Annotated in this window: 16 protein-coding genes; 3 read left to right on the top strand and 13 right to left on the bottom strand. The window is 71.2% G+C overall.

Going from position 1 to position 24,060, the window contains the following annotated elements:
- The first annotated feature begins 55 nt into the window (after positions 1-55).
- Positions 56-1,639: a peptide chain release factor 3 gene (locus ACQP2X_RS14200; RefSeq protein WP_498697076.1), complete on the top strand. Its 1,584-nt coding sequence runs from the start codon at positions 56-58 to the stop codon at positions 1,637-1,639.
- Between the two features lies 1 nt (position 1,640).
- Here the strand turns inward: ACQP2X_RS14200 and ACQP2X_RS14195 are convergent, their stop codons facing one another.
- From ACQP2X_RS14195 to ACQP2X_RS14175, 5 genes are all read right to left on the bottom strand, one after another.
- Positions 1,641-1,835 carry a prolyl oligopeptidase family serine peptidase gene (locus ACQP2X_RS14195; RefSeq protein WP_498697074.1) on the bottom strand — a complete coding sequence of 65 codons (195 nt, stop codon included), beginning with the start codon at positions 1,833-1,835 and terminating at the stop codon, positions 1,641-1,643.
- A 61-nt stretch (positions 1,836-1,896) separates the two neighbouring features.
- Entirely contained in the window at positions 1,897-2,355 is a 459-nt protein-coding gene (locus ACQP2X_RS14190; protein WP_498697072.1) for a WD40 repeat domain-containing protein, read from the bottom strand.
- Positions 2,325-2,489 carry a hypothetical protein gene (locus ACQP2X_RS14185; RefSeq protein ID WP_498697071.1) on the bottom strand — a complete coding sequence of 55 codons (165 nt, stop codon included), beginning with the start codon at positions 2,487-2,489 and terminating at the stop codon, positions 2,325-2,327. The genes ACQP2X_RS14190 and ACQP2X_RS14185 overlap by 31 nt, the downstream gene beginning before the upstream one ends.
- Before the next feature lie 25 nt (positions 2,490-2,514).
- A complete protein-coding gene (locus ACQP2X_RS14180) occupies positions 2,515-4,002 on the bottom strand; it encodes an MDR family MFS transporter (protein WP_498697070.1) in 1,488 nt (495 codons plus the stop codon).
- On the bottom strand, positions 3,999-5,459 hold the full coding sequence (locus ACQP2X_RS14175; protein WP_498697069.1) for an aldehyde dehydrogenase: 1,461 nt from the start codon (positions 5,457-5,459) through the stop codon (positions 3,999-4,001). Before ACQP2X_RS14175 ends, ACQP2X_RS14180 begins: the two co-directional genes overlap by 4 nt.
- 96 nt (positions 5,460-5,555) lie before the next feature.
- Here ACQP2X_RS14175 and ACQP2X_RS14170 point away from each other — a divergent pair, with 96 nt between their 5' ends.
- Entirely contained in the window at positions 5,556-6,101 is a 546-nt protein-coding gene (locus tag ACQP2X_RS14170) for a TetR/AcrR family transcriptional regulator (protein ID WP_498697067.1), read from the top strand.
- On the opposite strand, the gene ACQP2X_RS14165 is transcribed toward ACQP2X_RS14170, so the two are convergent.
- The 8 genes from ACQP2X_RS14165 to ACQP2X_RS14130 form a co-directional block, all read right to left on the bottom strand.
- The gene (locus tag ACQP2X_RS14165; protein ID WP_498697065.1) at positions 6,098-7,375 is read right to left on the bottom strand and encodes a cytochrome P450; all 1,278 of its coding nucleotides are present in this window, start codon (positions 7,373-7,375) and stop codon (positions 6,098-6,100) included. The two genes, ACQP2X_RS14170 and ACQP2X_RS14165, sit on opposite strands and share 4 nt — an antisense overlap.
- A 61-nt stretch (positions 7,376-7,436) precedes the next feature.
- On the bottom strand, positions 7,437-9,803 hold the full coding sequence (locus ACQP2X_RS14160) for a PQQ-dependent sugar dehydrogenase (protein ID WP_498697063.1): 2,367 nt from the start codon (positions 9,801-9,803) through the stop codon (positions 7,437-7,439).
- Between the two features lie 1,006 nt (positions 9,804-10,809).
- A complete protein-coding gene (locus tag ACQP2X_RS14155) occupies positions 10,810-16,872 on the bottom strand; it encodes a S8 family serine peptidase (protein ID WP_498697061.1) in 6,063 nt (2,020 codons plus the stop codon).
- Between the two features lie 191 nt (positions 16,873-17,063).
- Entirely contained in the window at positions 17,064-19,979 is a 2,916-nt protein-coding gene (locus tag ACQP2X_RS14150; protein ID WP_498697058.1) for a helix-turn-helix transcriptional regulator, read from the bottom strand.
- Between the two features lie 54 nt (positions 19,980-20,033).
- Complete coding sequence (locus ACQP2X_RS14145) at positions 20,034-20,498, bottom strand: MarR family winged helix-turn-helix transcriptional regulator (RefSeq protein ID WP_498697056.1); 465 nt, start codon at positions 20,496-20,498, stop codon at positions 20,034-20,036.
- Positions 20,499-20,506: 8 nt separating this feature from the next.
- Positions 20,507-21,754 (bottom strand): FAD-dependent oxidoreductase, encoded by a 1,248-nt coding sequence (locus ACQP2X_RS14140; protein WP_498697054.1) that lies wholly within the window; start codon positions 21,752-21,754, stop codon positions 20,507-20,509.
- Between the two features lie 16 nt (positions 21,755-21,770).
- Complete coding sequence (locus ACQP2X_RS14135) at positions 21,771-22,433, bottom strand: response regulator (RefSeq protein ID WP_498697053.1); 663 nt, start codon at positions 22,431-22,433, stop codon at positions 21,771-21,773.
- Entirely contained in the window at positions 22,430-23,488 is a 1,059-nt protein-coding gene (locus ACQP2X_RS14130) for a sensor histidine kinase (protein WP_498697052.1), read from the bottom strand. The genes ACQP2X_RS14135 and ACQP2X_RS14130 overlap by 4 nt, the downstream gene beginning before the upstream one ends.
- 110 nt (positions 23,489-23,598) lie before the next feature.
- On the opposite strand from ACQP2X_RS14130, the gene ACQP2X_RS14125 reads away from it, so the two are divergent.
- Positions 23,599-24,021: a DUF6326 family protein gene (locus tag ACQP2X_RS14125; RefSeq protein WP_498697050.1), complete on the top strand. Its 423-nt coding sequence runs from the start codon at positions 23,599-23,601 to the stop codon at positions 24,019-24,021.
- Positions 24,022-24,060: the final 39 nt, after the last annotated feature.

The raw sequence follows: 24,060 nt of genomic DNA, 5'->3' as shown, positions 1-24,060 counted from the left end.
GGCCCCCGGCGAGATAGCGTCGTCAGGTTGTCCACCGGGTGGTAGGGAGCAGATCGTGAGTCAGAACGCGCCGGCGTCGTCGGCAGTCGCCGTGGAGGCGGGCCGGAGGCGGACGTTCGCGGTGATCTCGCACCCGGACGCCGGTAAGTCGACCATGACCGAGGCGCTGGCGCTGCACGCACGGGTGATCGGCTCGGCCGGCGCCGTGCACGGCAAGGGCGACCGCAAGGGCGTCGTCTCCGACTGGATGGAGATGGAGCAGCAGCGTGGCATCTCGGTCACCTCGGCCGCGCTCCAGTTCTCCTACCGCGACGTCGTGATCAACCTGCTCGACACACCCGGGCACGCCGACTTCTCCGAGGACACCTACCGCGTGCTGACCGCCGTCGACAGCGCGGTGATGCTGCTCGACGCGGCCAAAGGCCTGGAGCCGCAGACGCTGAAGCTGTTCGAGGTGTGCCGCCAGCGCGGCATCCCGGTGATGACCTTCATCAACAAGTGGGACCGGCCCGGCAACGACGCGCTGGCCCTGATGGACGAGATCGAGCAGCGGATCGGGCTCAAGCCGACCCCGCTGACCTGGCCGGTCGGCATCGCCGGGCACTTCCGGGGCGTGATCGACCGGCGCACCGGCGTCTTCGTCCGGATGGAGCGCTCCCCCGGCGGCGCCGAGCTGGCCATCGAGGAGGAGATGAGCCCCGAGGAGGCGGCCGAGCGCTTCGGCGCCGACTGGGCCACCGCCACCGAGGAGCTCGAACTGCTGGCGATGACCGAGGCCGACCACGACCAGAAGACGTTCCTGGCCGCGACCAGCACGCCGGTGCTGTTCGGGGCGGCGGTGGCCAACCTGGGCGTACGGCAGCTGCTCGACATCCTGGTCGAGCTGGCCCCGCCGCCCACCGCCCGGCCCACCGCCGACGGCGGCGAGAAGCCGGTCGACGGCACGTTCTCCGGCTTCGTCTTCAAGATGCAGGCCAACATGAACCGGGCCCACCGCGACCAGGTGGCCTTCATGCGGATCTGCTCGGGGCGCTTCGAGCGCGGCATGGTCGTCACGCACGCCGGCACCGGCAAGCCGTTCGCCACCAAGTACGCCCAGCAGATCTTCGGCCGGGGCCGCGAGACGATCGACGAGGCCTTCCCGGGCGACGTGGTGGGCCTGGTGAACGCGACAGCGCTCGGCATCGGCGACACCCTCTACACGGGCGACCAGGTGCAATACCCGCAGCTGCCGTCGTTCCCGCCGGAGCATTTCGCGGTCGTACGGACCAATGACACTTCCGCCTTCAAGCGTTTCCGCCGTGGCATCGAGCAACTCGACGGCGAGGGCGTCGTGCAGGTGCTCCGCTCCGAGCAGCGCGGCGACCAGGCCCCCGTGCTGGCCGCCGTCGGTCCCATGCAGTTCGAGGTGGCCACCCACCGCCTCGAGGCCGAGTTCGGGGTCAAGGTCCAGCTCGACCACCTGCCGTACGAGGTGGCCGCCCGCACCGACGCGGCCGGCCAGGAGATCCTGAAGTCCGAGTCGAACGTCGAGGTCATGACCCGCGTCCGCGACGGCGCCCTGCTGGCGGTCTTCCCGCACAAGTGGCGGATGCGCACGGTCGCCGGACGCCACCCGGACCTGCGCCTCGACAGCTGATTCAGAGGTACGTCTCGAACCAGCCCAGGATGCGGGCCAGCTGATCGACCGACGCGTCCGGATGGTGCACGCCATGCCCCTCTTCCGGATAAATAACCATTTGCGTCGGTACGCCGGTGCGGGCGAGCGCGCGATAAAGAAGCACAGCCTGTGACGGCGGGGTGGCCAGGTCCTTGGCGCCCGCGGTGAGCAGCATCGGCGTGCGGATCCTCGCCGGCTCCGTCGCTCGCGACCGCGATCAGGTCGCCGGGGCCGAGTCAGGCCAGCTCCCAGACGTTCATCTCCGGCCGGCGGGTCTCGACACGCCCGGTCCGGGGTTCCCAGATGCGGGCGACCCGCCGTCCCCAGTCCGGCCGGGGGAACACGTCCGGCGTCCAGGCGGCCTGGGTGCCCGCCGGCTCGATCGTGCCCGAGCCGTTCACGTCGGCGATCTCGGCTCCGGGCTCGGCCACCAGCACGGCCAGCCGGCTGCCGTCCGGCGACCAGGCGAGCGATTCGACGCTCCCCCGCTGGTCGGGAAGCTGGTGGGCCACCCGGGAGGAGGTCGTGGAGTCGACCTCGAGGATCCGGACCGTCCGCATCGCGCCCGCCGGCGCCAGCACCGCCAGGTAGCGGCCGTCGGGTGACCAGGCCGGGGCGTTCGCCGTCCCGATGTCGAGCAGGTGGTGAGCCCCGGAGAGGTCGATCAGGGCGACGGTCTTCTCCCCGTCGTCCACCTCGACCGTGGCCCGGCCCAGGGCCGGGTCGGGTGGACGGCCAGGTCGAGGATGTCGGTCACCCCGGGCCGTCGCCAGGCCGTCAGCTCGGAGCGGACCCAGAGCCGGAGATCGTCGAGCGCCGCGTGTTCCATGGTGTCGATGATCGCGCACATCTGGTCATCGGCTTCCGGCGCCGGCGGAGCGCAGCCGGGCGGCCTCGGCCGGGTTCAGCTGAGCGGCCTCGGCCGGGTTCAGCTCAGCGGCCTCGGCCGGGTTCAGCTGGGCGGCTTCGGCCGGTCGGGGGGCGCTGTGCGGGCGGCGGGCCGGGCGGAGCAGCAGGGTCAGGGCGGCGCCGAGCGCGACCAGCGGGACCAGCCAGAGGAAGGCGCGGTCGATGGAGGCCGCGAACACCGCCGGTGAGCCCTCGGTGAGCAGGCTGCCGAAGACCGCGACGCCGAGCGCGGCGCCGATCGAGCGGGCGAAGGTGACGATCGCGCTGGCCGCGCCGAGGTCCTGGGTGGGCACGGCGTTCTGCACGGAGGCCATCACCACCATCGGCACCATGCCGATGCCGACGCCCATGATCAGGAACCACAGGGCGGCCAGCAGGACCGGCGTGCCGGGGCTCAGCGTGCTCAGCAGGAGCAGCCCGGCCACGTTGAGCAGCAGGCCGGTGAGCAGGATGACGCGCTGGCGGGCGGGGTCGCCGATCAGACGACCGGCCACGGTCTGGCTGGCCACGAGACCGGCCACGAGGGGCAGCATGTGTACGCCGGAGAGAGTGGCCGAGACGCCGTCGACAACCTGGAGGTAGGTGGGCAGGTAGATCAGGGCGCTGAACATCGCGATGTTGGCGATGAAGCCGATCAACGAGGAGATCAGCACGGTCCGGGAGGTGAGCATGGGCAGCGGCAGCACGGGGGCGGCGGCCCGGCGCTCGACCGGGACGACGGCCGCGATCAGCGCCACGGCCAGGACGGCCAAGCCGAGGGTGCGCCACGAGGTCCAGCCCCAGCGGTCGCCGAACGAGGCCACCAGGACCAGCGCGGTGGCCAGCCCGGCCATCAGGGTCGCGCCGGCGTAGTCGATCTTGACGGTGAGGGACGCGGAGAACCGAGGCAGCGCGCGGGCGGCCAGCGCGATGGCGACCAGGCCGACCGGCACGTTGATCAGGAAGGCCCAGCGCCACGACAGGGTGTCGGTGAAGACCCCGCCCAGCAGTGGACCGGCCACGCTGGCCACGCCGTAGACGGAGCCGAACATCGCCTGGTAGCGACCGCGCTCGGTGGGCTCGGCGATGTCACCGACGAGGGCGAAGGTGAGCACGGCGAGGCCGCCGCCGGCCAGGCCCTGCGCGGTGCGGGCGGCGATCAGCTCGGGCAGGTTCTGGGCCAGGCCGCACAGGGCCGAGGCGATCAGGAACGCCACGACGGCGACCAGGTAGAGCCGGCGCCGGCCGAGCATGTCGCCGAGCTTGCCCCAGATCGGGGTGGCGGCCGTGGAGGCGAGCAGATAGGCGGCGCTGACCCAGCCGATGTTGCTGAAGCCGTCGAGGTCGGTGGCGATGCGGGGCAGCGCGGTGGAGACGATGGTCTGGTCGAGCGAGGCGAGCAGGATGGCCAGGACGAGCGCGGTCATGGCCATCCGCTTCAGTGACTGGTTCATGCTGAGACTCCACGGGTCACGGTCTGGTATTCGATGTACTGGCTGAGGCCGACGGCGCCGTACTCGCGGCCGACGCCGCTGTTCTTGAAGCCGCCGAACGGGCCGTCGAAGCCGATCGGGGCGCCGTTGATGGTCACGGTGCCGGTGCGCAGGCGGCGGGCCACGGCCATGGCCCGGTCGGGGTCGCCCGACCAGATGCCGCCGGACAGGCCGTACTCGGACTCGTTGGCGATGCGGACCGCGTCGTCCTCGTCCTCGTAGGCGATGACGACCAGGACCGGCCCGAAGATCTCCTCCTGGGCGATGCGCATGCCGTTGTCGACGTCGGCGAACAGGGTCGGCGTGACGTAGTTGCCCTTCTCCAGCCCGGCCGGGATCTGCGAGCCGCCGGTGACGATCCGGGCCCCCTCGGCCACGCCGAGGTCGATGTAGTCGCGGACGCGCTGCTGCTGGTCGGGGCGGACCATCGGGCCGATGAAGGTGGTGTCGGCCGACGGGTCGCCGACGCCGAGCGACTCGACCATGCCCTTCAGCGCGGTCACGACCTCGTCGTAACGGCCGCGCGGGGCGAGGATGCGGGTCTGCGCGATGCAGGCCTCGCCGTTGTTGAGCAGCGAGCCGAACTTCAGGCCCTGCGCGGCCTTCTCGATGTCGGCGTCGGGCAGGATGATCGCGGCCGACTTGCCGCCCAGCTCCAGGCTGACCCGCTTGAGCTGCTCACCGGCGAGCGAGGCGATCCGCTTGCCGGCGCCGGTCGAGCCGGTGAAGGCGATCTTGTCGACGCCCGGGTGCCGGACCAGGTGCTCGCTGGTCTGCCGGTCGGCCGGCAGGACGCTGAGCACGCCCTCGGGCAGCCCGGCGTCCACCATGAGCTCGGCCAGCAGGTTCATGCTCAGCGAGTTCTCCGGCGACACCTTGAGGATCACCGTGTTGCCGGCCAGCAGGGCCGGGATGATCTTCGCGTTGGCCGCCGAGAACGGCGAGTTCCACGGGATGATCGCGGCCACCACGCCGACCGGGGCCCGGCGCACCACCGAGGCGAACGGCGCGTTCGGGTCGGACGGGGTCAGCGTCTCCTCCCAGCCGAACTGCTCGGCCGCCTGGAGGTAGCTGGTGGCCTGGCGGGACAGGCCGCCCTGACCGGCCCGGGTGAACCAGAGCGCGGAGCCGTTCTCGGCCGAGATGATCTGCGCGATGTCCTCGCCGCGGCTCGCGCGGAGCTCGTTGTAGCGGCGGAGGACGGCGATCCGGTCGGCCGGGGCGGTCCGCGGCCAGGGGCCGTGGTCGAAGGCCTCGCGGGCGACGGCGACGGCGCGGTCGATGTCGGCCGGCTGGGCCTGCACGGCCCGGCCGATCACCGCCTGGTCGTGCGGGGAGGCGATCGCGAGGGGCTGGGGGTCGGTGGGCTCGGTCCAGGTGCCGCCGATGAAGAGCTTGGGGTACGTCGTGTTCTGCATAAGTGACACAGTAGCGTGGCATTTAGCGGGCTGAAAAGCCTCTGTGATGTAGAGCTACTTCCCTTAAGTTGCACGATCGGGTGCTACCTTGGGGGTATGAGAGCTGACGCGGCACGCAACCTGGAAACCGTCCTGACCACGGGGGCGCGCATGCTCGCGGCCGACCCGGCGGCCAGCGTCAGCGCCATCGCGGCCGAGGCCGGCGTCGACCGGCGCACGGTCTACCGGCGCTTCGCCACGCGTGAGGATCTGCTCCAGGCGATCTACGTGGCCCGCCTCGACGCGATCGAGCGGGCCATGACGGCGGCCCGGCTCACCGAGTCACCGGTGCCGGTCGCCCTGCACCGCTATGTCGAGGGCATCATCGAGGTGAACCGCACCTGGCCCGTCGACCTGGCCCGCATGCTGGTCGACCCCGAGATCCGCGAGCGCCGCCAGCGCTCGGTCGAGGCGCTCGACGCCTTCCTGCGCCGCGCCGCCGACGAGGGTCATCTGCGCACCGACCTGCCGGCGCGCTGGACCAGCCGCCTGCTCCACCAGATGCTCCAGCTGGCCGCGGTGGAGCTGCCCGGCAGCTCGGCCGCCGAGGCGGCCGACACCCTGGTCGAGACGTTCCTGCACGGGGCCGGGCGCAAGGCCTAAAGAGCGACGGGAAGGGCCTCCAGGCCGAAGACGATCGAGGCGCGGCGCATCGGCAGGGTCGCCGGGTCGACGGCCGGGCGCAGGTGCGGGAATCGCCGCACCAGCGCCGGATAGGCGATGCGCAGCTCCATCCGGGCCAGCTCGGCCCCGACGCAGCGGTGCAGGCCATGCCCGAACGCCAGGTGCGACCGGCTGGTGGCGCGGCCCGCGTCGATCCGGTCCATGCCCGGGCCGAGCACGCCGTCGCGGTCGGCCCCGGCAAGCGAGCACATGACGATGTCGCCCTCCTTGATCGAGGCGCCGTCCAGCTCGAGGTCGCGCACGGCGAACCGCGGGAAGCCGACCTGCACCACGGTCAGATAGCGCAACAGCTCCTCGACCAGCGCGTCGGCCGGCTCGCCGGCGCGCAGTGGCGCGGCCAGCTCGGGCTGCGTCATGAGGACCAGGGCGCCCAGGGCGAGCATGCTGGCGCTGGTCTCCAGGCCGCCGGTGAGCACGCCGTCGGCCAGCCCGGCCAGCTCCTGGTCGCTCAGCTCGTCGCCGTGGGCCGCGATCAGCGACCCGATCAGCCCGTCGCCCGGCCGGCGCCGCTGGTCGGCGACCAGGTCGCGCAGGTAGGCCCGCGACTCGTTGATGGCGTCGAGCGGCGCGTACGCCCCGTCGCCCAGATCGAAGCGGGCCGCGCTGAACTTCTGCACCAGATCGCGGTCCTCATAGGGCACGCCGAGCAGCTCGCAGATGGTCAGCGCGGGAACCGGCAGCGCGAACTCCTGCAACAGGTCGACCGGCCCGCCGGTCGCGGCCATCGCGTCGAGCCGGTCGTTCACGATGGCCTCGATGCGGGGCTGGAGCCGGGCCAGCCGGTGCATGGTGAACTCCGGCATGACCATCCGCCGCAGCCGCGTGTGCAGGGGCGGGTCGATCATCCCGAGCCCGCCCGGCTGCTCCCCGGCGGTCAGCCCGACCGTGGCCGCGAACTTGCCGAAGTCGTTGCTGAAACGGCCGGAATCGCCGAGCACGGCCCGCACCGGTTCGTAGCCCGTCACCAGCCAGGCCCGGATGCCGAGCGGCAGCGGGAGCCGGCTCACCGGAGGTTTCCCGCGTAACTCGGTTCCGGGGTCGAGCCCGTCCCGATAGAGCGGGAACAGCGATTTGTCCGGCAGCATGGCCAGTGTCGGGGGCTCACCGGTTTCCGGCCGGCGGATTCTCCGGGCGATCCAGCCCAGCAGGCGCAGGCGGGTCTGCACGTCGCCCTCCAGACAGCCGTTGTTCATCCCCCGTGGGAACGGCTGATCTGATAGTCGTCGCGAGATCTTGCTAATGCAGTGAGGGCCGTCACGGTCGCGGTTGGAGAAGGGTGATGCGGGAGGCGCCGAGCTCCGTGACGTACAGGAAACCGGTCGTCGGATCCTGGGTTATGTCGAGGGGCTGGCTGAAGCCGGTGAAGCCGGTGATCCCGACGGTCCGGTTGGAGAGGACGCCGTTCGCGGCGACGTCGAAGGTCTCGATGTCCTGGCCGGCCGAATAGCGCACGACGAGCAGTTTGCCGTCGAGGGCGCCGCCGCGATATTCGACGACGCCGTTGGCCGACGCGTGCAGCCCGGCGTCGTAGATGCCGGCAAGATGCAGATTGGGGTCGGCCGGCGTGCCGACGGGATAGGCGCCGACCTGGAAGGGATCGGTGGCGGCGGTGGGATTGCCGCCGGCCAGAACCCATTCGCAGCGGGCCGGATTGGGGTGACCGTAATAGCGGCCCGGGCGTACGTCGAAGACGTAATCGGTCTCGGCGGTGGGCACATTGGACAGCGCCGGCACGGCCGGTCCGGTATATCCGCGCCTCGCGCAGGAGGCGGGCAGGGTGGCCGGAGTCGCCGGGGTGTTTCCGCCGGCCGCCGAGCCGTTGGTGGGCGCGTAAAGATGGCCGTTGCGGTGCCAGACCAGATCGAAGGCATTGCGTACGCCAGTGGCGTGAATCGTCAGAGGAGCGTTGGCGGCGTACGGGTCGTACGTGCCGCCCTCCTCGGTCTTGACGTTCAAGGGCGTCCCGGTGAGCTTGGCCGGATCGAGGCGCAGGATCGCGGCACTGAGCAGGCGTTCGGGGCGGTTGCCCCAGGTGGAGTCGGGGGCGCCCATGGCGTTGTTGGCGCCTTGGGAGACGTACAGAGCGCCGTCCGGTCCGAAGGCCAGCGAATTGGTCTCGTGGTCCTTCACGCTGCGCGGCAGATTGACGACCATGGGGGTGTACGTGGTCCCGCTGAGCCGGCCTATCCGGCCCGACCAGTCGGGAACGTTGAGCGGGCCGACGTACTCGTAGTTGTCGGTGACCCACAGAATCGGGGCGGCCGCGGTGGAAGCCGGGTCGAAGGCCATGCCGATCACGGTGCGGGTGGTGCCGGCGTTGTCTCGTACGGAATTGATGACGGTGGCGGTGCCGAGGGTGCCGTCCGCGTTGATGGGGAAGCGGAAGATGCGGCCGTCGAGAGTGCCCGCATAAAGACGGCCGTCGGGCCCTTTTACGACGGTGGTGAAAGGCGCGCCGGTGGCGACGCCGACGGTCTTGTCGAAGGCGATCGGGCCGCCGGTCGTGCCGCCGGTGCCGGTGGTGAAGACGATGGAGTACGGGGCGAAAGGCTTCCCGGTCACGTCGGTGACACCGCTGGTGACGGTGAAGCGATATCGGGTGAGCGGCGCGAGAGGGGCGGTCGGCGAGAGGTTGATGACGTCTCCCCCACCGCTGGTGATGGTGGTGGCCGGGACGGCGGCGCCATCACTGAGCCGAGTCAGGGTGACGGTGGAGGCGGTGAGGGTGTCCGCCTTGACGCCGCCGTTGGGGAGGACGAGGTCCTCGACGACGCTGGTCGTGACGGGAACGTTCGTCGCGTTGTTGGCCGGCGTGCTGGCCCGCACGCCGGGCATGGCGGCCACGGAGGCGATATCGGCGTACGCGAACTTGGTGTTGACCCCACCGATCGGGCTGATCGTGAGAGCGCCGTCGGTCACCCGGACCGTGCGCGTGGCGGTGGCGAATTTGGTGCCCGCGGTGGGCACGAAGCCGGCGACGGCGTTCTGGTCCTCGACCGACACCCAGTGCGTGCTGTCGACGGCCGTGCCGGCGTCTCCGACCGCAACGGTCACGGTGTACAGGCCGGACGGGACGGCGGCTTCCCAGGCACCGGGGGTGGCCACACCGGCCGACCCGGCGGGAAGCTGGGCGTGCATGAAGGTGGCGAGCCGCGCGTCGGCCTGCCCGGCGGCGGGGTTCCGGTTGCGGCCGTTGCCGGTGAGGTCGACCGGCGTACGCTCCCCGAGATCCACCCAGCCGAAGCCCCGGGCCGAGGTGAAGGCCCCACCCGAGTCCCGGACATAGCCGGCCGCGGGCGAGGTCGCGGCGTCGGAGAAGTCCACCTTGAGGGCGAAGTCGTGGGCGATGTCCACATAGTTCAGCTTGGTGTTGCTCCCGCCGACCGCGTCGACGGTGAGCCGCCCGTCGGTGACGGCAACGGTAGCGCTCCCCTGCCGGTACTCGGCGGAGGCGGTGGAGACGAAGCCGTCGACGGCCGGGACGCCTTCGACCCGGATGGTGTGCCGGCTGTCGTACGGGGGTTGGTCCCCCACGGAAACGGTGACCTGATAGGTGCCGTTGGGAACGGCGTACTCCCAGGCCCCTTCGGTGGTGACACCGTTGGTCCCGCTGTACTGCATGTGAACGAGCGTGTTGAGCCGCGCATCGACACCGGCCCGCCCGCGATCCCGCGTGTTACGGGTCAGATCAAGCGCATCGCTACTGCCCCGCCGCACCCAGCCGTAGCCCCGAACGGCATCGAAGCCCGCCCCGGTGTCAGCGACATATCCGGCCGGCACAGCAGACCCGCCCGGTTGAAAGTTCACCTTGGCCACAGCCGCAACGGCGGCGTCAGCGGTCGTCCCCGGCACGAAAAGCCCGGCGAACACGAGAGTCGCAGCAACCATCCACGATCGACCACGCATGCCAGCCAACGTCGCACATCGATCCAGGGCCGCAGCAGTCGGAAATCAGCGCCCCCACCCTTTTCCACCCAGCCGAAAATAGCGACAGAACCCAACAACCGATGGATACGCCACCAGACCCCCGCACGGGACGGGCATTCTGAGCATGGGTCACTTTCTGACTCGAATGCCGTAAAGGATGCCCAGGCCGATCGCGCCGACGGCCAGAGCCACCACCACGGTTCGGAGCGGGTCGTCCTCGGAGGTGTTGCGGTCTCGGCCCGCGTGCCGGCGGTTGCGGCTTGACGTGCAATCGGGACCACGTGGCTGTTACGGCGACCGCGAGGAGCAGGAAGACAAGGCAAAGGACCAAGTAAACGCCGATGCCGCCGCCGAGCTGGGAGTCGAAGGAGGGCGCCCGTCAGGAGGCTGGGGAGGAACGCGTAAGCCAAACTGCTGGCTTCCTGGGCGGCCGTGCAAGTGATAGTGGTCGCGAGGCCGAGAAACTGACAACAAACGTGCCGGTCCCAGGAAACACGCGGCAACGTTCATTCCCACCACTGCCGGTTCGTCCTGGGCGGACAGCCCGGGCCCCGGAACCGCGCACAAGAGAACCAGGAAGACGGCGTTCCCCACGAGAAAGCGGGCGCTTGGCGGACGTCGGACCGGTGTCGAGCGGCCGATCGGAGTGGCAGGGCCTCCCCAGCGAGTCGCTGGGGAGGCCCTGACATTCATGACCGGCTCAGAGGCGTGGGTCCTCCTGGATCTTCAGGGCGTTGAGGATCGGATCGTCCTCGCCCTTCTCTCGGGTGAAGGTGAGGGTCAGGTCGCCGCCGGTGTGCTTGACGGTGACGGTGTTCCGGTCGGCGGTCAGGGTGCCGGCCTTGGCCTGGACGTCGTGGTCGTAGAGGGCGATCTTCCCGTCGGCCAGGACGTCGAAGGCTCGCTTTCCGGGCTTGACCTTCTCGAACTCCGCGAAGTCGAGGCCGATGCGGTAGGTGCCGGCCGGGGCGTTCCTGAACACGTAGCTGAACGTCTCGCCCGTCCGCTGGGTGCGGAACAGCGCGTCGTCCTCCGTGCCGGCGATGGCGGACCGGGTGGTGTGGACCTTGCCGCCCTGGTAGCCCCATGTGCGGGAGCCGAGCGCCTGGTCGGGTGACCAGAAGAAGCCGCTCGCGTCGACGTAGCCGGATCCGCCGGCGTCCACGCCCTTCCAGTAGGCCGACGTCGCCATCCGGACCGGCCTGGTCTGGGTGTCGCCCTTGGCCGCGTTCGACGTCACCAGCACGTTCCCGGTGACGATGCCGGGCTTGAGACCGGCGTTGGACGCCTTCGCGGTGACCGTCGTGGACGCGCCGGCCGCCAGCTTGACCGTGCCGGTTGCCGCCGCGCCTGTCAGGGACAGCCACGGGAGCTCCTCGGCCTCGCTGATCCGCACCTCCAGCGGCGCGGAACCGCTGTTGGTGACCGTCACCTTGGCCGTCGCCGACGAGCCCTTGTCGAGGAGCCAGTCGAGGTCGCCGCCCGTGACCGTGGCGATGCCCGTGGTCAGTGCCGCGTTCATCACCTCGGCCTGGTCCTTCTTGGCGATGGTCACCGGCTTGCTGACGGTGACGTAGTTCGGCGCCGAGATCTGCACCGTGTTCTCGCCGACCAGCGCCTGCGCCTTCCACCGGCCCTTCACATCGGCCGTGAGGACCCGCCCGTTGATGGTCACGATCGCGCCCTCGATCGGCTTGCCGTCGTTCTTGTCGGTGACCGTGCCCTCGATCGTGCCCGAGGACGGGAGGCTGTACTCCAGTCCCAGGCCGGCCTTCAGGACGGGCTGATTGACGGAGTACTGACCCGCGGGGTTGCGCGTCAGGCTCTCCACGCCGACCGTCGCCGACGACCCTTGCGTGAGCGGGTTGTCGCCGCCGACTCCGTCGCCGTATCCGATCTGGATGCGGCCGTCGGCGATCAGGGTGACCGAGAAGCTCACGCGGGCTGTCGGGTCGCTGAAGAACGTGACGTCGCGCCATTCGACGACCTGCGCCGCCTGGCCGTCCACCTCGGTGGTTCCGAAGTAGATGCCGCCCTCGTCGTCGACCACCAGGTCGTCCCAGAACGGATAGACGGCGTCGATCGGGTTCGAGGACGGGAGCGCCGTGTTGCTTCCCGACGTGCCGGCCCGGTCGAAGGTCAGCGACCCGTTCGTCGTCACGCAGACCCCGTCCCAGGCGGTGTCGTAGAACGGCTGGAGATATCCGGCGTCGAAGAACAGCGGGCCGCAGAGGTCGTCGCCGTGCCAGCCCGACTCCTGAGTGCCCTGGCGGTAGAGGCCCTCGGTCACCTTCATCGTGTACGAGCGTCCGGCGGGAGCCACCGGCACGCGGCCCGGGTCCGGCTGCTCGGGTTCGGGCTCCGGTTCCACCGCGTCGGCGCGCGGGTCGAGCGTCACCCGCAGGGCGGCGATGCTGGGGGCCTTCAGGCCCTTCGAGCCCCGCAGCTCCACGGTCAGCGGACCGCCCTCGTGCTTCACGACGGCCTGGCGCCAGTCCGGGGTGTTCAGCCCCACGGACCCGGCCGGGTCGTACGCGTAATCCTGCAGCGTTCCGTCCACGAGGACGTCGAACACCCGCTTGCCCTTGCCCACCTTCTCGATCTCGGCGAATCCGAGGTCGATCGCGTAGGTGCCCTTGGGCGCGTCCGGGAAGGTGTAGAACAGTTGCTTGTCGGCCGTGGTCCGCTGCGACTGGAAGAGCGCGGCGAGGGGAGCCTTCGTGGAGGCGACCTTCGTCTTCTTGCCCTCGTAGCCCCACGACTTCTTGCCGGCGGGCTGGTCGGCCGACCAGGTGTAGCCGGAGCCGTCGGTGAGCTTCGCGCCGCCGGCGTTCACGCCGACCTGATATTTCGTGGTCGTGAGGGTCACCGGGACGTACGTCTTGGACTGGCGCCCGGAGTCCGACCGGACCACGATGTTCGCGCCCTGGACGCCGGGCTTGGCGCCCTTCGAGGAGATCGACACCTTGACGGTCGCCGACTGGCCGGGGGCGAGGGTGCCATCGGTCGAGGAGAGCGACAGCCACGGCAGGTCGGTGAGCAGGTCGTCCTCGACGTCGACGAGCACGACGTCGTCGGCGATCTGGTCGGCCGCCCACAGCGCGCCGGTGGCGTCGGTCTCGAGGCCGCCGCCCTGGCCGGCCTTCTGGCCGGGGAACCACCACGCGTTCACCAGCGAGCAGTCCCCGGGGTCGACCTGCAGCAGGCGGGTCGGCCGGTTCGAGGTGAGGTCGGTGTACCAGATGGTGTCCGACGCCTGGTTGTAGGCCAGGCCCATCACCTCGGGCAGCGGCGGGGCGCAGAACGACAGGAGCGCGCCCGGGTTGTCGTGCGAGGTGCCGGCGACGGTGCCGATCATGCCGTTCACGCGGCCGCCGACGTAGAAGACGTCCTGGGCCGGGTTGTAGGCGAGACCGGTCAGCTGGAGCGTCGACCAGTCACCCTTGATCTGCCGGGTCTCCTTGCCGGTGTCCCGGTTGAAGCAGTGGATGTAGCTGGCCGGGCTGTCCTCCATCTGGCACATGTCACCGGTCTTGGTGTCCAGGGCCATGTCGAACGCGCGGTAGTCGGGGTTCCACGAGGCGTCGAAGACCTTGCCGGTCTTCTTGCCGGTCACTGTGTACGCCGTGTTGGTGCGCGCGATGTAGTCGTGGACCCAGACGTCACCGTCGTATCCGATGCCGGAGGGCTCCTTCTCGGCGATCGTGCCGGGGATGGAGATGCGGCTGATGACGTCGCCGCCGGCGGTCGCGCCGACCTTGGCCGCCGCGCTCGACGGCTGCATGCCGCTCGCGCCGGCCTTCCACGCGGCCAGGTCGATCTTGCTGGCCGCGCCGGTGCCGGTGCGCGCGGCGGCGGTGGTGGGGTCGAGCTCGGGGTGCCGTGCGGCTTCGCCCAGGTTGTACGTCAGTGGGGCCGACCCGTTGTTGGTCAGCGTGAGCGAGCCCACGCCGTTCTGGCCGGTGCCCATCAGCGCGTCGAGGCCGTCGGTCTTCAGACCGGCGGCGCCCGTCGTCAGACGTACATCGATCTGGGCCTTGGAATAAAGCTCTTTCAGCGAGAAGGGGTAGGTCGCGGTCGTGTAGTTCGGCGCCTCGACCGTCATCGTGTAATCGCCGACCGGGAGCTGGCGGTGCACGATGCCCGTCCCGTTGGTGGTGACGGCCTCGACGAGCCCGTCCTTGGTGCTGAAGGAGACCTTCGCACCGGCCACCGGCTGCCCGTCGTTCCGGTCGGCGACCGTCGCGTCGAGATAGCCGAAGTCGGGCAGGTCGTAGGTGACGACCATGCCGTCGCGCAGCACCGGTGAGCTCTCGGAGAACCGGATGCCGTCGACGCCGGCCCAGCCCTGGATGCCCGTGACGGCGTGCGCGCCGGCGGTCACCGGGTCGTCGGTCCCGATGCCGTCGCCGTACCCGAAGATCACGGTGCCCGAGCGGGTGAGCGTGGCCGAGAAGTTGACCGGCGCCGTGTACTCCGACCGGGTCGGGTAGGCCCACAGCTTGGCGTTGCGGTACTCGACGACGAACGCGTCCTCACCGTTGACCTTGGTGGCCGCCGTGAAGACGCCGCCGCCGGGAGCGAACTCGACGGGGGTCTGCACAGAGAACGGGAAGATCCCGGCGCCGCCGAAGCCCGGTCCGGTGCTGGTGTCCGGGGAGATGACGCCGCGCAGGCCGATGCCGAGGGTGTCGTGGCTGCCGTTGTAGAGCGCGATCGGGAACGGCAGCTTCACCGTGGCCCAGACGCCGCTGCCGAAGGTGACCGGATCGGTGCCGCGCAGATATTCGCCCTCGGTGACGGCGCAGCTGTAGCCACCCTTGTCGACCACGAGCCCGACCGAGATCTCGGACGGCGTGTTCTGCGCGCCGACCGTCAGCGGGACCGTCGTGGGCGAGAAACAGGCATTGGGTTCAACGGCCAGGCCGTACGACCCCTCGGGAACCGCCGCGATCGCGAAGGTGCCGTCGGCGCCGGTGCGGACCGGCTTCAGCGGAGTGTCCTTGATGGAGACGTCGGCGTTCGCGACGGGCCGCTTCTTGTCGTCGACGATCCGGCCGCTGATGTCGTGCCGGACGGCCGCGGTGAGCGGCAGCGTGACGGCGGTGTCCTGGCCGAGGGTGATGGTGACGTCGGCGGTCGCGGTCAGGTAGCCGAAGACCTTGGTGCTGAGCCGGTAGTCGCCGGCCGGGAGGTTCGTGGTGAACTTGCCGTCCTTGTCGGTGCCGATCGAGCGGCTGAACGGCCCGCTGATCGTCACGTCCGCGGCCGGGACCGGGGCGCCGCCGGCGGTGACGACGCCGGTGAGGGTGCCGCCCTTGCGGGGCGCGAGCTCCAGCAGGCGTACGAGGTCGAGCCGCCCCTCGCCGTACTTGTTGTTGATCTCGGCGGTGCCGCCGCACTCGGTGTCGTCGACATCGACGGCCGACTCGCCGAGCAGTCGGCGGGTCTGTTCGACCTGGCCGATCAGCGTCGGGTCGTAGCTCCAGAGGTCGGCCACGGCGCCGGCGACGTGCGGTGCCGCCATGGACGTACCGGACATCTCGATGTAGCTGTTGTTCGGGTAGGAGGAGCGGACCGCGTCACCCGGTGCGGAGATCTCGGGTTTGATCGTGCCGCCTTCGCCCTCGCCCTTGCGGGAGAACGACGCGAGCGTGCCGTCCGGCGAGAGGGCACCGACGGAGTAGGCGCTCGCGGCCGAACCCGGTGAGGAGACGGTGTCGCAGGCCGCGTACGGCGAGGTGTTGCCCGACGACCACGTGCTGAAGATGCCGGCCGCGGTCCAGGCCTCGTCGATGGCCTGGAAGAAGTCGTCGAAGTTGTGCTCGACGGTCTGGCCCCATGAGTTGTTGATGACGTGCGGGCGCTTGGCCGGGTCGGGGTTGTTCCCCTGGAGGTCGGTCGGCGCCAGCAGCCACCAGCCGGACTTCAGCAGCGACTCGACGCCGGAGTTGTCGCAGCAGCCGTTCGTGGCGATCCACTGCGCGTCCGGCGCGACGCCGACGTGGTCGGCGCCGTCCTGGCCGACCATGGTGCCCATGGTGTGTGTGCCGTGCCCGTTGTCGTCGCACGGCGCGCTCGCGCAGGAGCCCCGGGTCGCCATCCAGTTGTAGTTGTGGTCGACGGTGCCGTCGGGCTTGGTGCCGCGGTACTGCTTCGCCAGGGCGGGGTGGTCGAATTGCACGCCCGAGTCGAGATTGGACACCGTGATGCCGGCGCCGGTGGCGCCCATGGCCCAGGCCTGCGGGGCGTGGATGGCCTCCAGACCCCAGGTGACGGTGTCGTTGTCACTGCGGGTGGCCGGGGGCGTCTCCTTGTCCACGGGGTCGACGAGCGCGGCCTGCGGCGTCGCGTGGATCTCGGCGACCTGCACCCGCGCCGCCACGTCGAGGGCGAGCTTCTCGGTGCCGCCCCGCACGAGCACGGCGTTGGCGATCGGGTACGGCGTGTACTTGACACCGGCCTTGTCGAGCTCGGGGGAGACGGAGGCCAGGGACTTCTTCGAGGCGGCGGTCAGCGCGTCGTAGACGAACCGGCCGCGAGCGGCCCAGTCGGCGATCTTCTTCGCCGGCCCGAGGTCGGCCCCGGTCGCGAAGGTGATCCAGAAGTCGGAGGACGCCTGCGTACGGAAGCGGTCCTTCAGGGTCGATTCGATCTTGGCGGACGGAGCCGGGTCGGGCTCGGCCGCGGACGCCGGTAGTTGGTGGAGCATGCTCAGGCCGACGACTGCGGCCACGGAAGCCGCGAGGGCTCTGAATCTCATGGGGGTCCCTTCCGCCTACACGGGTTCGTAGGGGTCGTCGTCGGCGTCGTCCTGCGGCTCCTGCGGTGGTTCCACGGGAGGCAGTTGCTCGTCACGCGCGACAGGCTGCTCAGACATGCATCGGCCATGGGCTATGGATCATGCAGTCATGCTCGGGCGGAAGGAGAGGCCCTAGCTATTAAGCAGATACGTCAATCTTCATCGGCGAACACGCCGGCCTCGACCGCCTTGACCGCGAGCGCGGTCCGGGAGCTCACCTTCAGCTTGCGCATCGCCGCGCGCAACTGCTGGTCCACAGTGGCCGGCGACTTGGCCAGGATCCGGCTGATCTGCCGGTTCGTCTTGCCGGCCACGACCAGCTGGACCACGTCGAGCTCGCGCGGTGAGAGCTGGTCGCCATAACCACGCCGGCCGCCGCGCCACAGTCGCGGGACCTCGCCACCGTGCTCGCGGAGCCGCTGGGCGACCCGGTCGGCGTCGCCGCGGGCGCCCAGCCGGAACAGCTGCTCGTACTGCGCCGCCAGCAGGTCACGGCCCTGCTCGGTCCGGCCCTGGGCCAGCAGCGCCCCGGCCTGGCGCTCGCGGGCGCGCATGGCGTCGTACGGCCGCGGCAGCGCGCTCCAGGCACGCGCCGCCCGGTCGAAGGCCGAGGCCGCCCGGGCATGGTCCCCGGCCGCGGCCAGCAGCAGAGCCCGGCACGTGGTGAGCGCGGCGCGAGGGGCGGGAGCCGTACGCCCGCGCAGCCCCCGGGCGAACTGATCGACCAGGCGTGTCGCGGCCGGCAGGTCGCCGTCGGCGAGGAGCGCCTCGATCCGGGCCGGGACGAGGTCCGTGGCCCAGACCCAGATGCCCTTCCGGCGTACGGTCTCCATCGGCTCGTTCGTCGTCCGCAGCGCCCGGCGGCTGTCGCCGTCGATCAGCCACAGCCGGGCCAGCGCGGCCGCGGCCTCCATCGTGTCGTCGGCCGCGCCGAGACGGGCCGACTCCTCCAGGACCAGCCGGAACTGCTCCTCCGCGGCGCGCCGCCGCCCGGCCGCGGCGGCCAGCCGGGCCGCGAGGCGAATGCTGCCGAGGTAGTGGGCGGGCCGGTCCCGGTCGGCGTCGGCCAGGGCCGCGCTCGTCTCGGCCAGCCCGTCCCACCGACCGGTGTTCCAGGCCAGATTGGCCTGTTCGAGCCGGATGTTGTGCTGCAACCGGGAAGCCTGCTCGGCCTCGGCCAGGCGCATGGCCACCGCCAGGTGTTCGCCCGCGTCGGCGTACCGGCCCCAGATCAGCGCCCCGGTGCCGACGTTGACGTGGATGCGGGCCACGTCGATGCGCTCGGCCGCCGTCGCGCCGTCGACGGGCAGGCCGGCCACGACGTCCCAGGCCTCCTCCTCACCCAGCATGAGCAGCGCCGCGGCCCGGTTCCCGGCCAGGTTCAGCCGCTGCGCGGGCGAGTCGATCCGGCCGGTCAGCACGGCCGCCCGGTCCAGCCAGCTCCGATGGGTCGAGGCGGGCCAGGGTCCGGCGTACGCCCAGCCGAGGTAGGTCATGGCCCGGGCCGCCTCGACCGGGTCGTGGTCGAGGTTGGCCACCGCCTGCTCCAGCTCGCCGAGCGCGGCCTGCGCCTCGCCCCCGGTGATCAGGAGCCGGCCCAGCGGGTTGCGGATCTCGGCCTGCTGGCGGGCGGTCAGGCCGGGGGTCTCCAGCACGGAGCGCAGGGTACGGATCACCCGGTGGTAGACCTCGTCGACCGGTTCGCGGCGGCGCAGCGCGGCGACCCCGGCGATGCGGGCGATCCGCGCCCGGTCCCCCGGCGGCAGCACGGCCCACGACAGCAGGTCGACCAGCAGGTCGACCGCCTTGGTGTGGTCACCCGAGGCGATGGCCAGCTCGGCGCCCCGCTCGGCGTAGCGCGCCCACGACGACGTCTCGCGGGCCTCGCGGAAGTGGTGGGCCAGGCGCGCCACCGGCGGTGGGCTCAACTGCTCCAGCGCCCGGCCGGCCAGCAGGTTCAGGTGCCGGCGGTCGGTCAACGGGATCGCCTCGTAGACCGCGATGGCGGCCAGCACGTGCCGGAACCGCCACCGGCCGCGGTCGTCGCCGTCCAGGACACCGGCGGCGGCCGCCTCCGCGACGCCCGCCCGGCACGCGGCCGGCGCCAGGCCGGCGGTCAGCGCGATCGTCTCCACCGAGGAGCGGTCGGCCAGCGTGGCCGCCGCGCGCAACGCCTGCTGGGCGGCCGGCGAGAGACGGCTCACCCGCTCCCGGGTGGAGTCGCGCACCGTCGGCGGGACCTGGAGCTCGCGCAGCTTCAGGCGTACCCACTGTCCCTCGCGGAAGACCAGGTCGGCGCGATCGCACATGAGGCGCACCGACTCCTCGACGGCCAGGGGAACGCCGCCGGTGCGGTCGAGCATGAACGTGGTGAACTCCTGCGAGATCGGGTTGCCGTCCAGCATCGAGGACACCAGCGCCGCCGTGTCGCCGGGCCGCATGGGCGCCAGGGCGATCCGCAGCTGGGTCACGCCCGCGGGCAGGCGGGACGTCAGCCGCAGCAACAGCGATCCGTCGCCGACCTCCTCGGGCCGATAGGAGACCACGAGGCTGGGCCCGTCCGGCTGCTGCCGGGACATGACGAACAGCAGGAACTCCAGGGTCACCTCGTCGGCCCACTGCGCGTCCTCGAGCACGAGCACGTCGACCCGCAGCGCCCGCAGCAACTCGTCCAGGGCGCGGAACAGCCGATGCCGGGCCGCCTTCGCGTCGTCCAGGGGCGGCAAGGCGGGCGGCAGGTCCGAGGACCACTCCGGGAACAGGGGCCGCAGGGCGCCGGCGAGCTCGGTGAGCCGCACCCGCGACACCGGCCGCTCGATGCCCAGGAACGCGTCGACGATCGGCCCCAGCGTCAGCGACTCACGAAGCGGCGGGCACACCGACACCAGGGCGGTGTGCCGGCCCGGGGCGGCCGACCACTCGCGCAGCAGCCGGCTCTTGCCGATGCCCGCCTCGCCCTCGACCAGCACGATGGCCGGCGGGCGGTCCAGGGCGTCCCGCAGCGCCGCCATCTCCCGGTCACGGCCGACGAAGCGAGGCGCGGAAACGGTCGGCGAGGGGTCGAGCATGCGTGATGATCTCGCTTCCCGCCGCCCGGGCACAACATGATCCCCGCCACCGGCCTACGTGGAGGGCTGCCCGAGTTCGTCCCGGTACATCGCCTGCATGCGCTCGTAATGGCGGGTCAGGAACGTGAGGTCGTCGACGCTGTAGCCCTCGACGAGCCGCTCGGCCCGGGCGGCGAACCGCTCGTACGGCCGGTCCAGCTCGGCGGCCCGCTCCGGGCGCAGCGTGACGATCACGCGCCGGCGGTCGGCCGGGTCGCGTTCGGTGGTGACGTAGCCGGCCTGCTGGAGCCGGCGGAGCATGCTGGTCACGGCGCCGGTGGTGAGGTTGGTGCGCTCGGCGACCTGCCCGGCGGTGGCCGGGCCGGTGTCGGCCAGGAAGTCCAGGCACTCGAGGTCGCTCACGGTCAGGCCCAGCCGGTCGGCGATGGCGTAGCGGAACACCGTGGACAGCCGCGAGGTCTCGCGCCCGGCGCGCATGAGGTCGGCGATCGCGGACGTACGGGCCGGTTCGTCGGGCATGCCGGCAATCATGCCTCCGGGACGGTGACCCGGTGCAGGCGAGGTAGCAGGCGGGTCAGCACCCAGTGCGGTGCGGCCGCTCCCCCGGTGAGCCGGCGCATCAGCCGGGCCGCGGTGTCGACGGCGCGGAAGGCGTACGGCACCATCTCGGCCTGATATTCGGCGATCGCCTCCTCGACCGGCGTGCCGTTGGCCCGGGCCTCGACGAGCTTGGAGCCGAGCAGGGCGGCGTCGCGCAGCGCGGTGTTGCCGCCGTGCGCGCCGAACGGCGGCATGACGTGCACGGCGTCGCCCATCAGCGTGGCCCGCGGCACCGCCCACCGCTGCGGGCGACGGCCGGCGGCGAACGGGTTGAGCACCGTGGCGTCGAGCTCGGCCGTGTCGACCAGGCGATGGATCAGCGGGTGGAAGTTCGCGCTCATCCGGGCGGCCAGGTGCCGCAGCGCCAGCAGGTCCCCGCGGACGCCGGGAGGCACCTCCTCCTGCCGCAGCAGCAGCCCCCACATGACGTAGTCGTCGCCGATGGGCGCGTAGGTGCCCGGGGCCACGCGCGCGAAGGCCTCCCGTGGGTCTTCGCCGAACCGCATGGAGGTGAAGAAGAAGGCGCGGCCCGGCTGGTCGGCGATGGCCAGGACCCCGCTGGTCCGCAACGCGTCCGGGATGACGCTGCGGCCGTCGAGCCGCAGCGGCGACCGGCCGTACAGGCCCGCCATCGCGGTGTTCGCCGGGGCCGCGTCCGGCATGAGCTGCGCGCGCAGTGACGAGCCGACGCCGTCCGCGCCCACCACGACGCTGCCCGTGGCCGTCCCGCCGTCGGCGAACCGCACCCGTAGCCCGGCCGGGCCGCCGTCGTCCACCGCGACGGCGGCCTTGCCGTAGTGGATGCGCCCGTCCAGCCCGGACATCAGGATCGACCGCAGGGTCAGCCGGTCGACCTGCCGGGTCGCGTGCGGCTCGTCCTTGAAGGTGATGGTGAAGGCGTTCCGCAGCCGGCTGTCGGTGAAGCGCAGGTGACCGCCGGGCTGGTCGCCGGTGGTCAGCGCCAGGCGGTACAGCGGGCGGGGCAGGCTCTCGCGCAAGGCCTCCAGCCCGTACCGGTCGAGGATGATCCGATAGCCCTGCTGCCGGACGTAGGGCCCCGGATCTCGCTCGTAGACGTGCACGTCGATGCCGGCCCGCATCAGGTATTGGGCGAGGCAGAGGCCGGACAGCCCGGCACCGGAGATGATCGCGGTGAAGTCCGTCGATACACTCATTCGGTTATCTTAATGACTAAGATGATGTGGGCAAGCGGTGCGCCCGGTAGGCCCAGAGGGCCAGCTCGACGCGGTTGCGGGCGGCGAGCTTGGTCATCAGGCCGGCCAGATGGAACTTGACAGTGCTCATGCTGATGTACAGGTCCCGCGCGATCTCGGCGTTCGTCCAGCCCTGGGCGACCCTGACCAGCACATCCTCCTCCCGGTCGGTCAGCGCGGGCACGGGCTCGGGCGGTCTGGCGGCGGGACCGCCGGCGGCGAACGTGGCGAGCAGCCGCCCGGTGACGGCCGGGTCGATGAGCGCGTCACCCTGGACCGCGGCGTGGACGGCCTGGGCCAGTTGGTCCGGATCGGCGCCCTTGAGCAGGAAGCCCCGAGCCCCCGCCTTCAGGGCCTCGTAGACGTACTCGTCGGTGTCGAACGTGGTGATCACGACGACGGCGATCGGATCGGGGACGTCCGGCCCGGCGAGCAGGCGGGTGGCCTCGATGCCGTCCAGGACGGGCATCCGGATGTCGAACAGGCACACGTCCGGCCGCAGGTCGCGGGCCATGGTGACCGCCTCACGGCCGTCGGCCGCCTGCCCGGCCACCTCGATGCCCGGCCGGCCGTTGAGGATCGTCGACAGTCCGGCCCGGACGATGTCCTGGTCGTCGGCGATGAGGACGCGGACCGTCATGGCGCCGCACCTCCCCGGGGAAGGACGGCCCGGACGGTCCAGCCGCGGTCCGGGCCCGGGCCGGCGGTCAGCGTGCCTCCCAGAAGCGTGACCCGCTCGGTCATGCCGGCCAGCCCGAATCCGGGCGGACCGGCGGCGGGAGCGACGCGGGCGCCGTCATCACTGACCGTCAGCCGGACGTCCATGGCGTTGCCGGTCACCTCCACCCGGACCCGGGTCGCCTGCCGGGCGTGGCGGTGCGCGTTGGTGAGCGACTCCTGGGCCACGCGATAGAGGGCGCCCTCGACCGAGGGCGGCAGGTTCGTCAGGTCACCGCGGAACTCGACGTCGGCGGCCAGCCCTTTGATGTCGGCGATCCGATGCCCGGGGTCACGCAGGGCGCTGACCATCGCGCGCATCTCCGCGAGCGTCCGGGCCGCCTCGCGGTCGATGACCTCGAGGGCTTCCGTCGCCCCGCTCAGCGACGACGACCGGGCCAGGAAAAGGCCGGCCTGCGCCTGGATCGCGATGGCGGAAACGTGGTGGGCCACGGTGTCGTGCAACTCCCGGGCCAGCAGTTCGCGCTCCTCGAGCTTGGCCCGCGCGATCAGTTGTTCGCGGGCGACGGCCCGGTAGCGCACCGAGGCCCCGAGGGCGCCGGCCAGCAGCACCATGGCAACCCCGGCGATCGTCTCGGCGATCCCGGGAAAGTCGACGCCGACGATGGCGGCCACGCTCACCGCCACAACCACCGTCCCGATGACCACGTCGCGGCCGGAACGCCGGCGCAGCAGCGAGTAGACCAGCGGGAACACCACCCATCCGCTGTTCAGGACCACGGGTTCGGCGTCCAGGGCGAAGGCTGCGACGTCGAGGACCGCGAAACCTCCGAACGCGTACGCCACGGCGGGCAGCGGATGGGCATTGCGGACCAGGACGGCGACCGCCAGACCGCATCCGAAGACGACGGCCACCGGCCACCAGGCCAGGCCGGTGACGACCGCGTCGACCGCGAGCACCGCCAGAGCCAGCGCGGCGAGGGCCCGGTCGAGCCGTGAAAGTCGTGCGCTCAGCACGACTTCCACAGTAGCGATCCAGCACCGCCGGCGGTCCTGGCCGATGGGCCAGGGAAGGACCGGCCTCAAGACTCGGGCGTTCGGCCGTTGGCGCGCCCGAAACTGGATCCATGAAGGACGTTGACACCAGAATCGCGCTCTGCGGCCTGTGGATCACCACGCTGTTCGTGTTCGCCTACGTCGACATCTTCGGTTTCTACCGCGCCGACGTGATCAACGGAGTGCTCGCCGGCGAGGTGTCCGGCACCGGTCTCGCGGTCAGCCAGACGTTCCTCACGCTGACGACGCTGTACATAGCGGCCGCGGCGTCGATGGTCGTCGTCTCACTGCTCGCCCCGGCCCGGGTCAACCGGCTCGCGAACATCGTGGCCGGCCTGTTCTACGCGGCGACCGTGGCGGCGACCCTGATCGGCGAGAGCTGGATCTATTACATCGTCGGCAGCCTGATCGAGATCATCCTCCTGCTCGCCATCACTCGGATCGCCTGGACCTGGCCGAAGAGCGCGGAACCGAAGCGGCTACCTCAGGAGTGACGGACGAACCCGCGACGCCTCAGCTCGCCCAGCTCACGG

It is taken from the genome of Actinoplanes sp. CA-131856 (genome assembly GCF_050956135.1).
GTDB lineage: Bacteria > Actinomycetota > Actinomycetes > Mycobacteriales > Micromonosporaceae > Actinoplanes.
This window is presented reverse-complemented; position numbering and strand designations above follow the sequence as displayed.

Excerpts from the sequence above, each read along its gene's own strand:
- ACQP2X_RS14180 (WP_498697070.1), bottom strand. The coding sequence starts at position 4,002 with ATGAACCAGTCACTGAAGCGGATGGCCATGACCGCGCTCGTCCTGGCC.
- ACQP2X_RS14195 (WP_498697074.1), bottom strand. The coding sequence starts at position 1,835 with ATGCTGCTCACCGCGGGCGCCAAGGACCTGGCCACCCCGCCGTCACAG.
- ACQP2X_RS14160 (WP_498697063.1), bottom strand. The coding sequence starts at position 9,803 with ATGCAGTACAGCGGGACCAACGGTGTCACCACCGAAGGGGCCTGGGAG.
- ACQP2X_RS14170 (WP_498697067.1), top strand. The coding sequence starts at position 5,556 with ATGAGAGCTGACGCGGCACGCAACCTGGAAACCGTCCTGACCACGGGG.
- ACQP2X_RS14155 (WP_498697061.1), bottom strand. The coding sequence starts at position 16,872 with ATGAGATTCAGAGCCCTCGCGGCTTCCGTGGCCGCAGTCGTCGGCCTG.
- ACQP2X_RS14185 (WP_498697071.1), bottom strand. The coding sequence starts at position 2,489 with ATGGAACACGCGGCGCTCGACGATCTCCGGCTCTGGGTCCGCTCCGAG.
- ACQP2X_RS14140 (WP_498697054.1), bottom strand. The coding sequence starts at position 21,754 with ATGAGTGTATCGACGGACTTCACCGCGATCATCTCCGGTGCCGGGCTG.
- ACQP2X_RS14175 (WP_498697069.1), bottom strand. The coding sequence starts at position 5,459 with ATGCAGAACACGACGTACCCCAAGCTCTTCATCGGCGGCACCTGGACC.
- ACQP2X_RS14150 (WP_498697058.1), bottom strand. The coding sequence starts at position 19,979 with ATGCTCGACCCCTCGCCGACCGTTTCCGCGCCTCGCTTCGTCGGCCGT.
- ACQP2X_RS14145 (WP_498697056.1), bottom strand. The coding sequence starts at position 20,498 with ATGCCCGACGAACCGGCCCGTACGTCCGCGATCGCCGACCTCATGCGC.
- ACQP2X_RS14165 (WP_498697065.1), bottom strand. The coding sequence starts at position 7,375 with ATGAACAACGGCTGTCTGGAGGGCGACGTGCAGACCCGCCTGCGCCTG.
- ACQP2X_RS14135 (WP_498697053.1), bottom strand. The coding sequence starts at position 22,433 with ATGACGGTCCGCGTCCTCATCGCCGACGACCAGGACATCGTCCGGGCC.
- ACQP2X_RS14125 (WP_498697050.1), top strand. The coding sequence starts at position 23,599 with ATGAAGGACGTTGACACCAGAATCGCGCTCTGCGGCCTGTGGATCACC.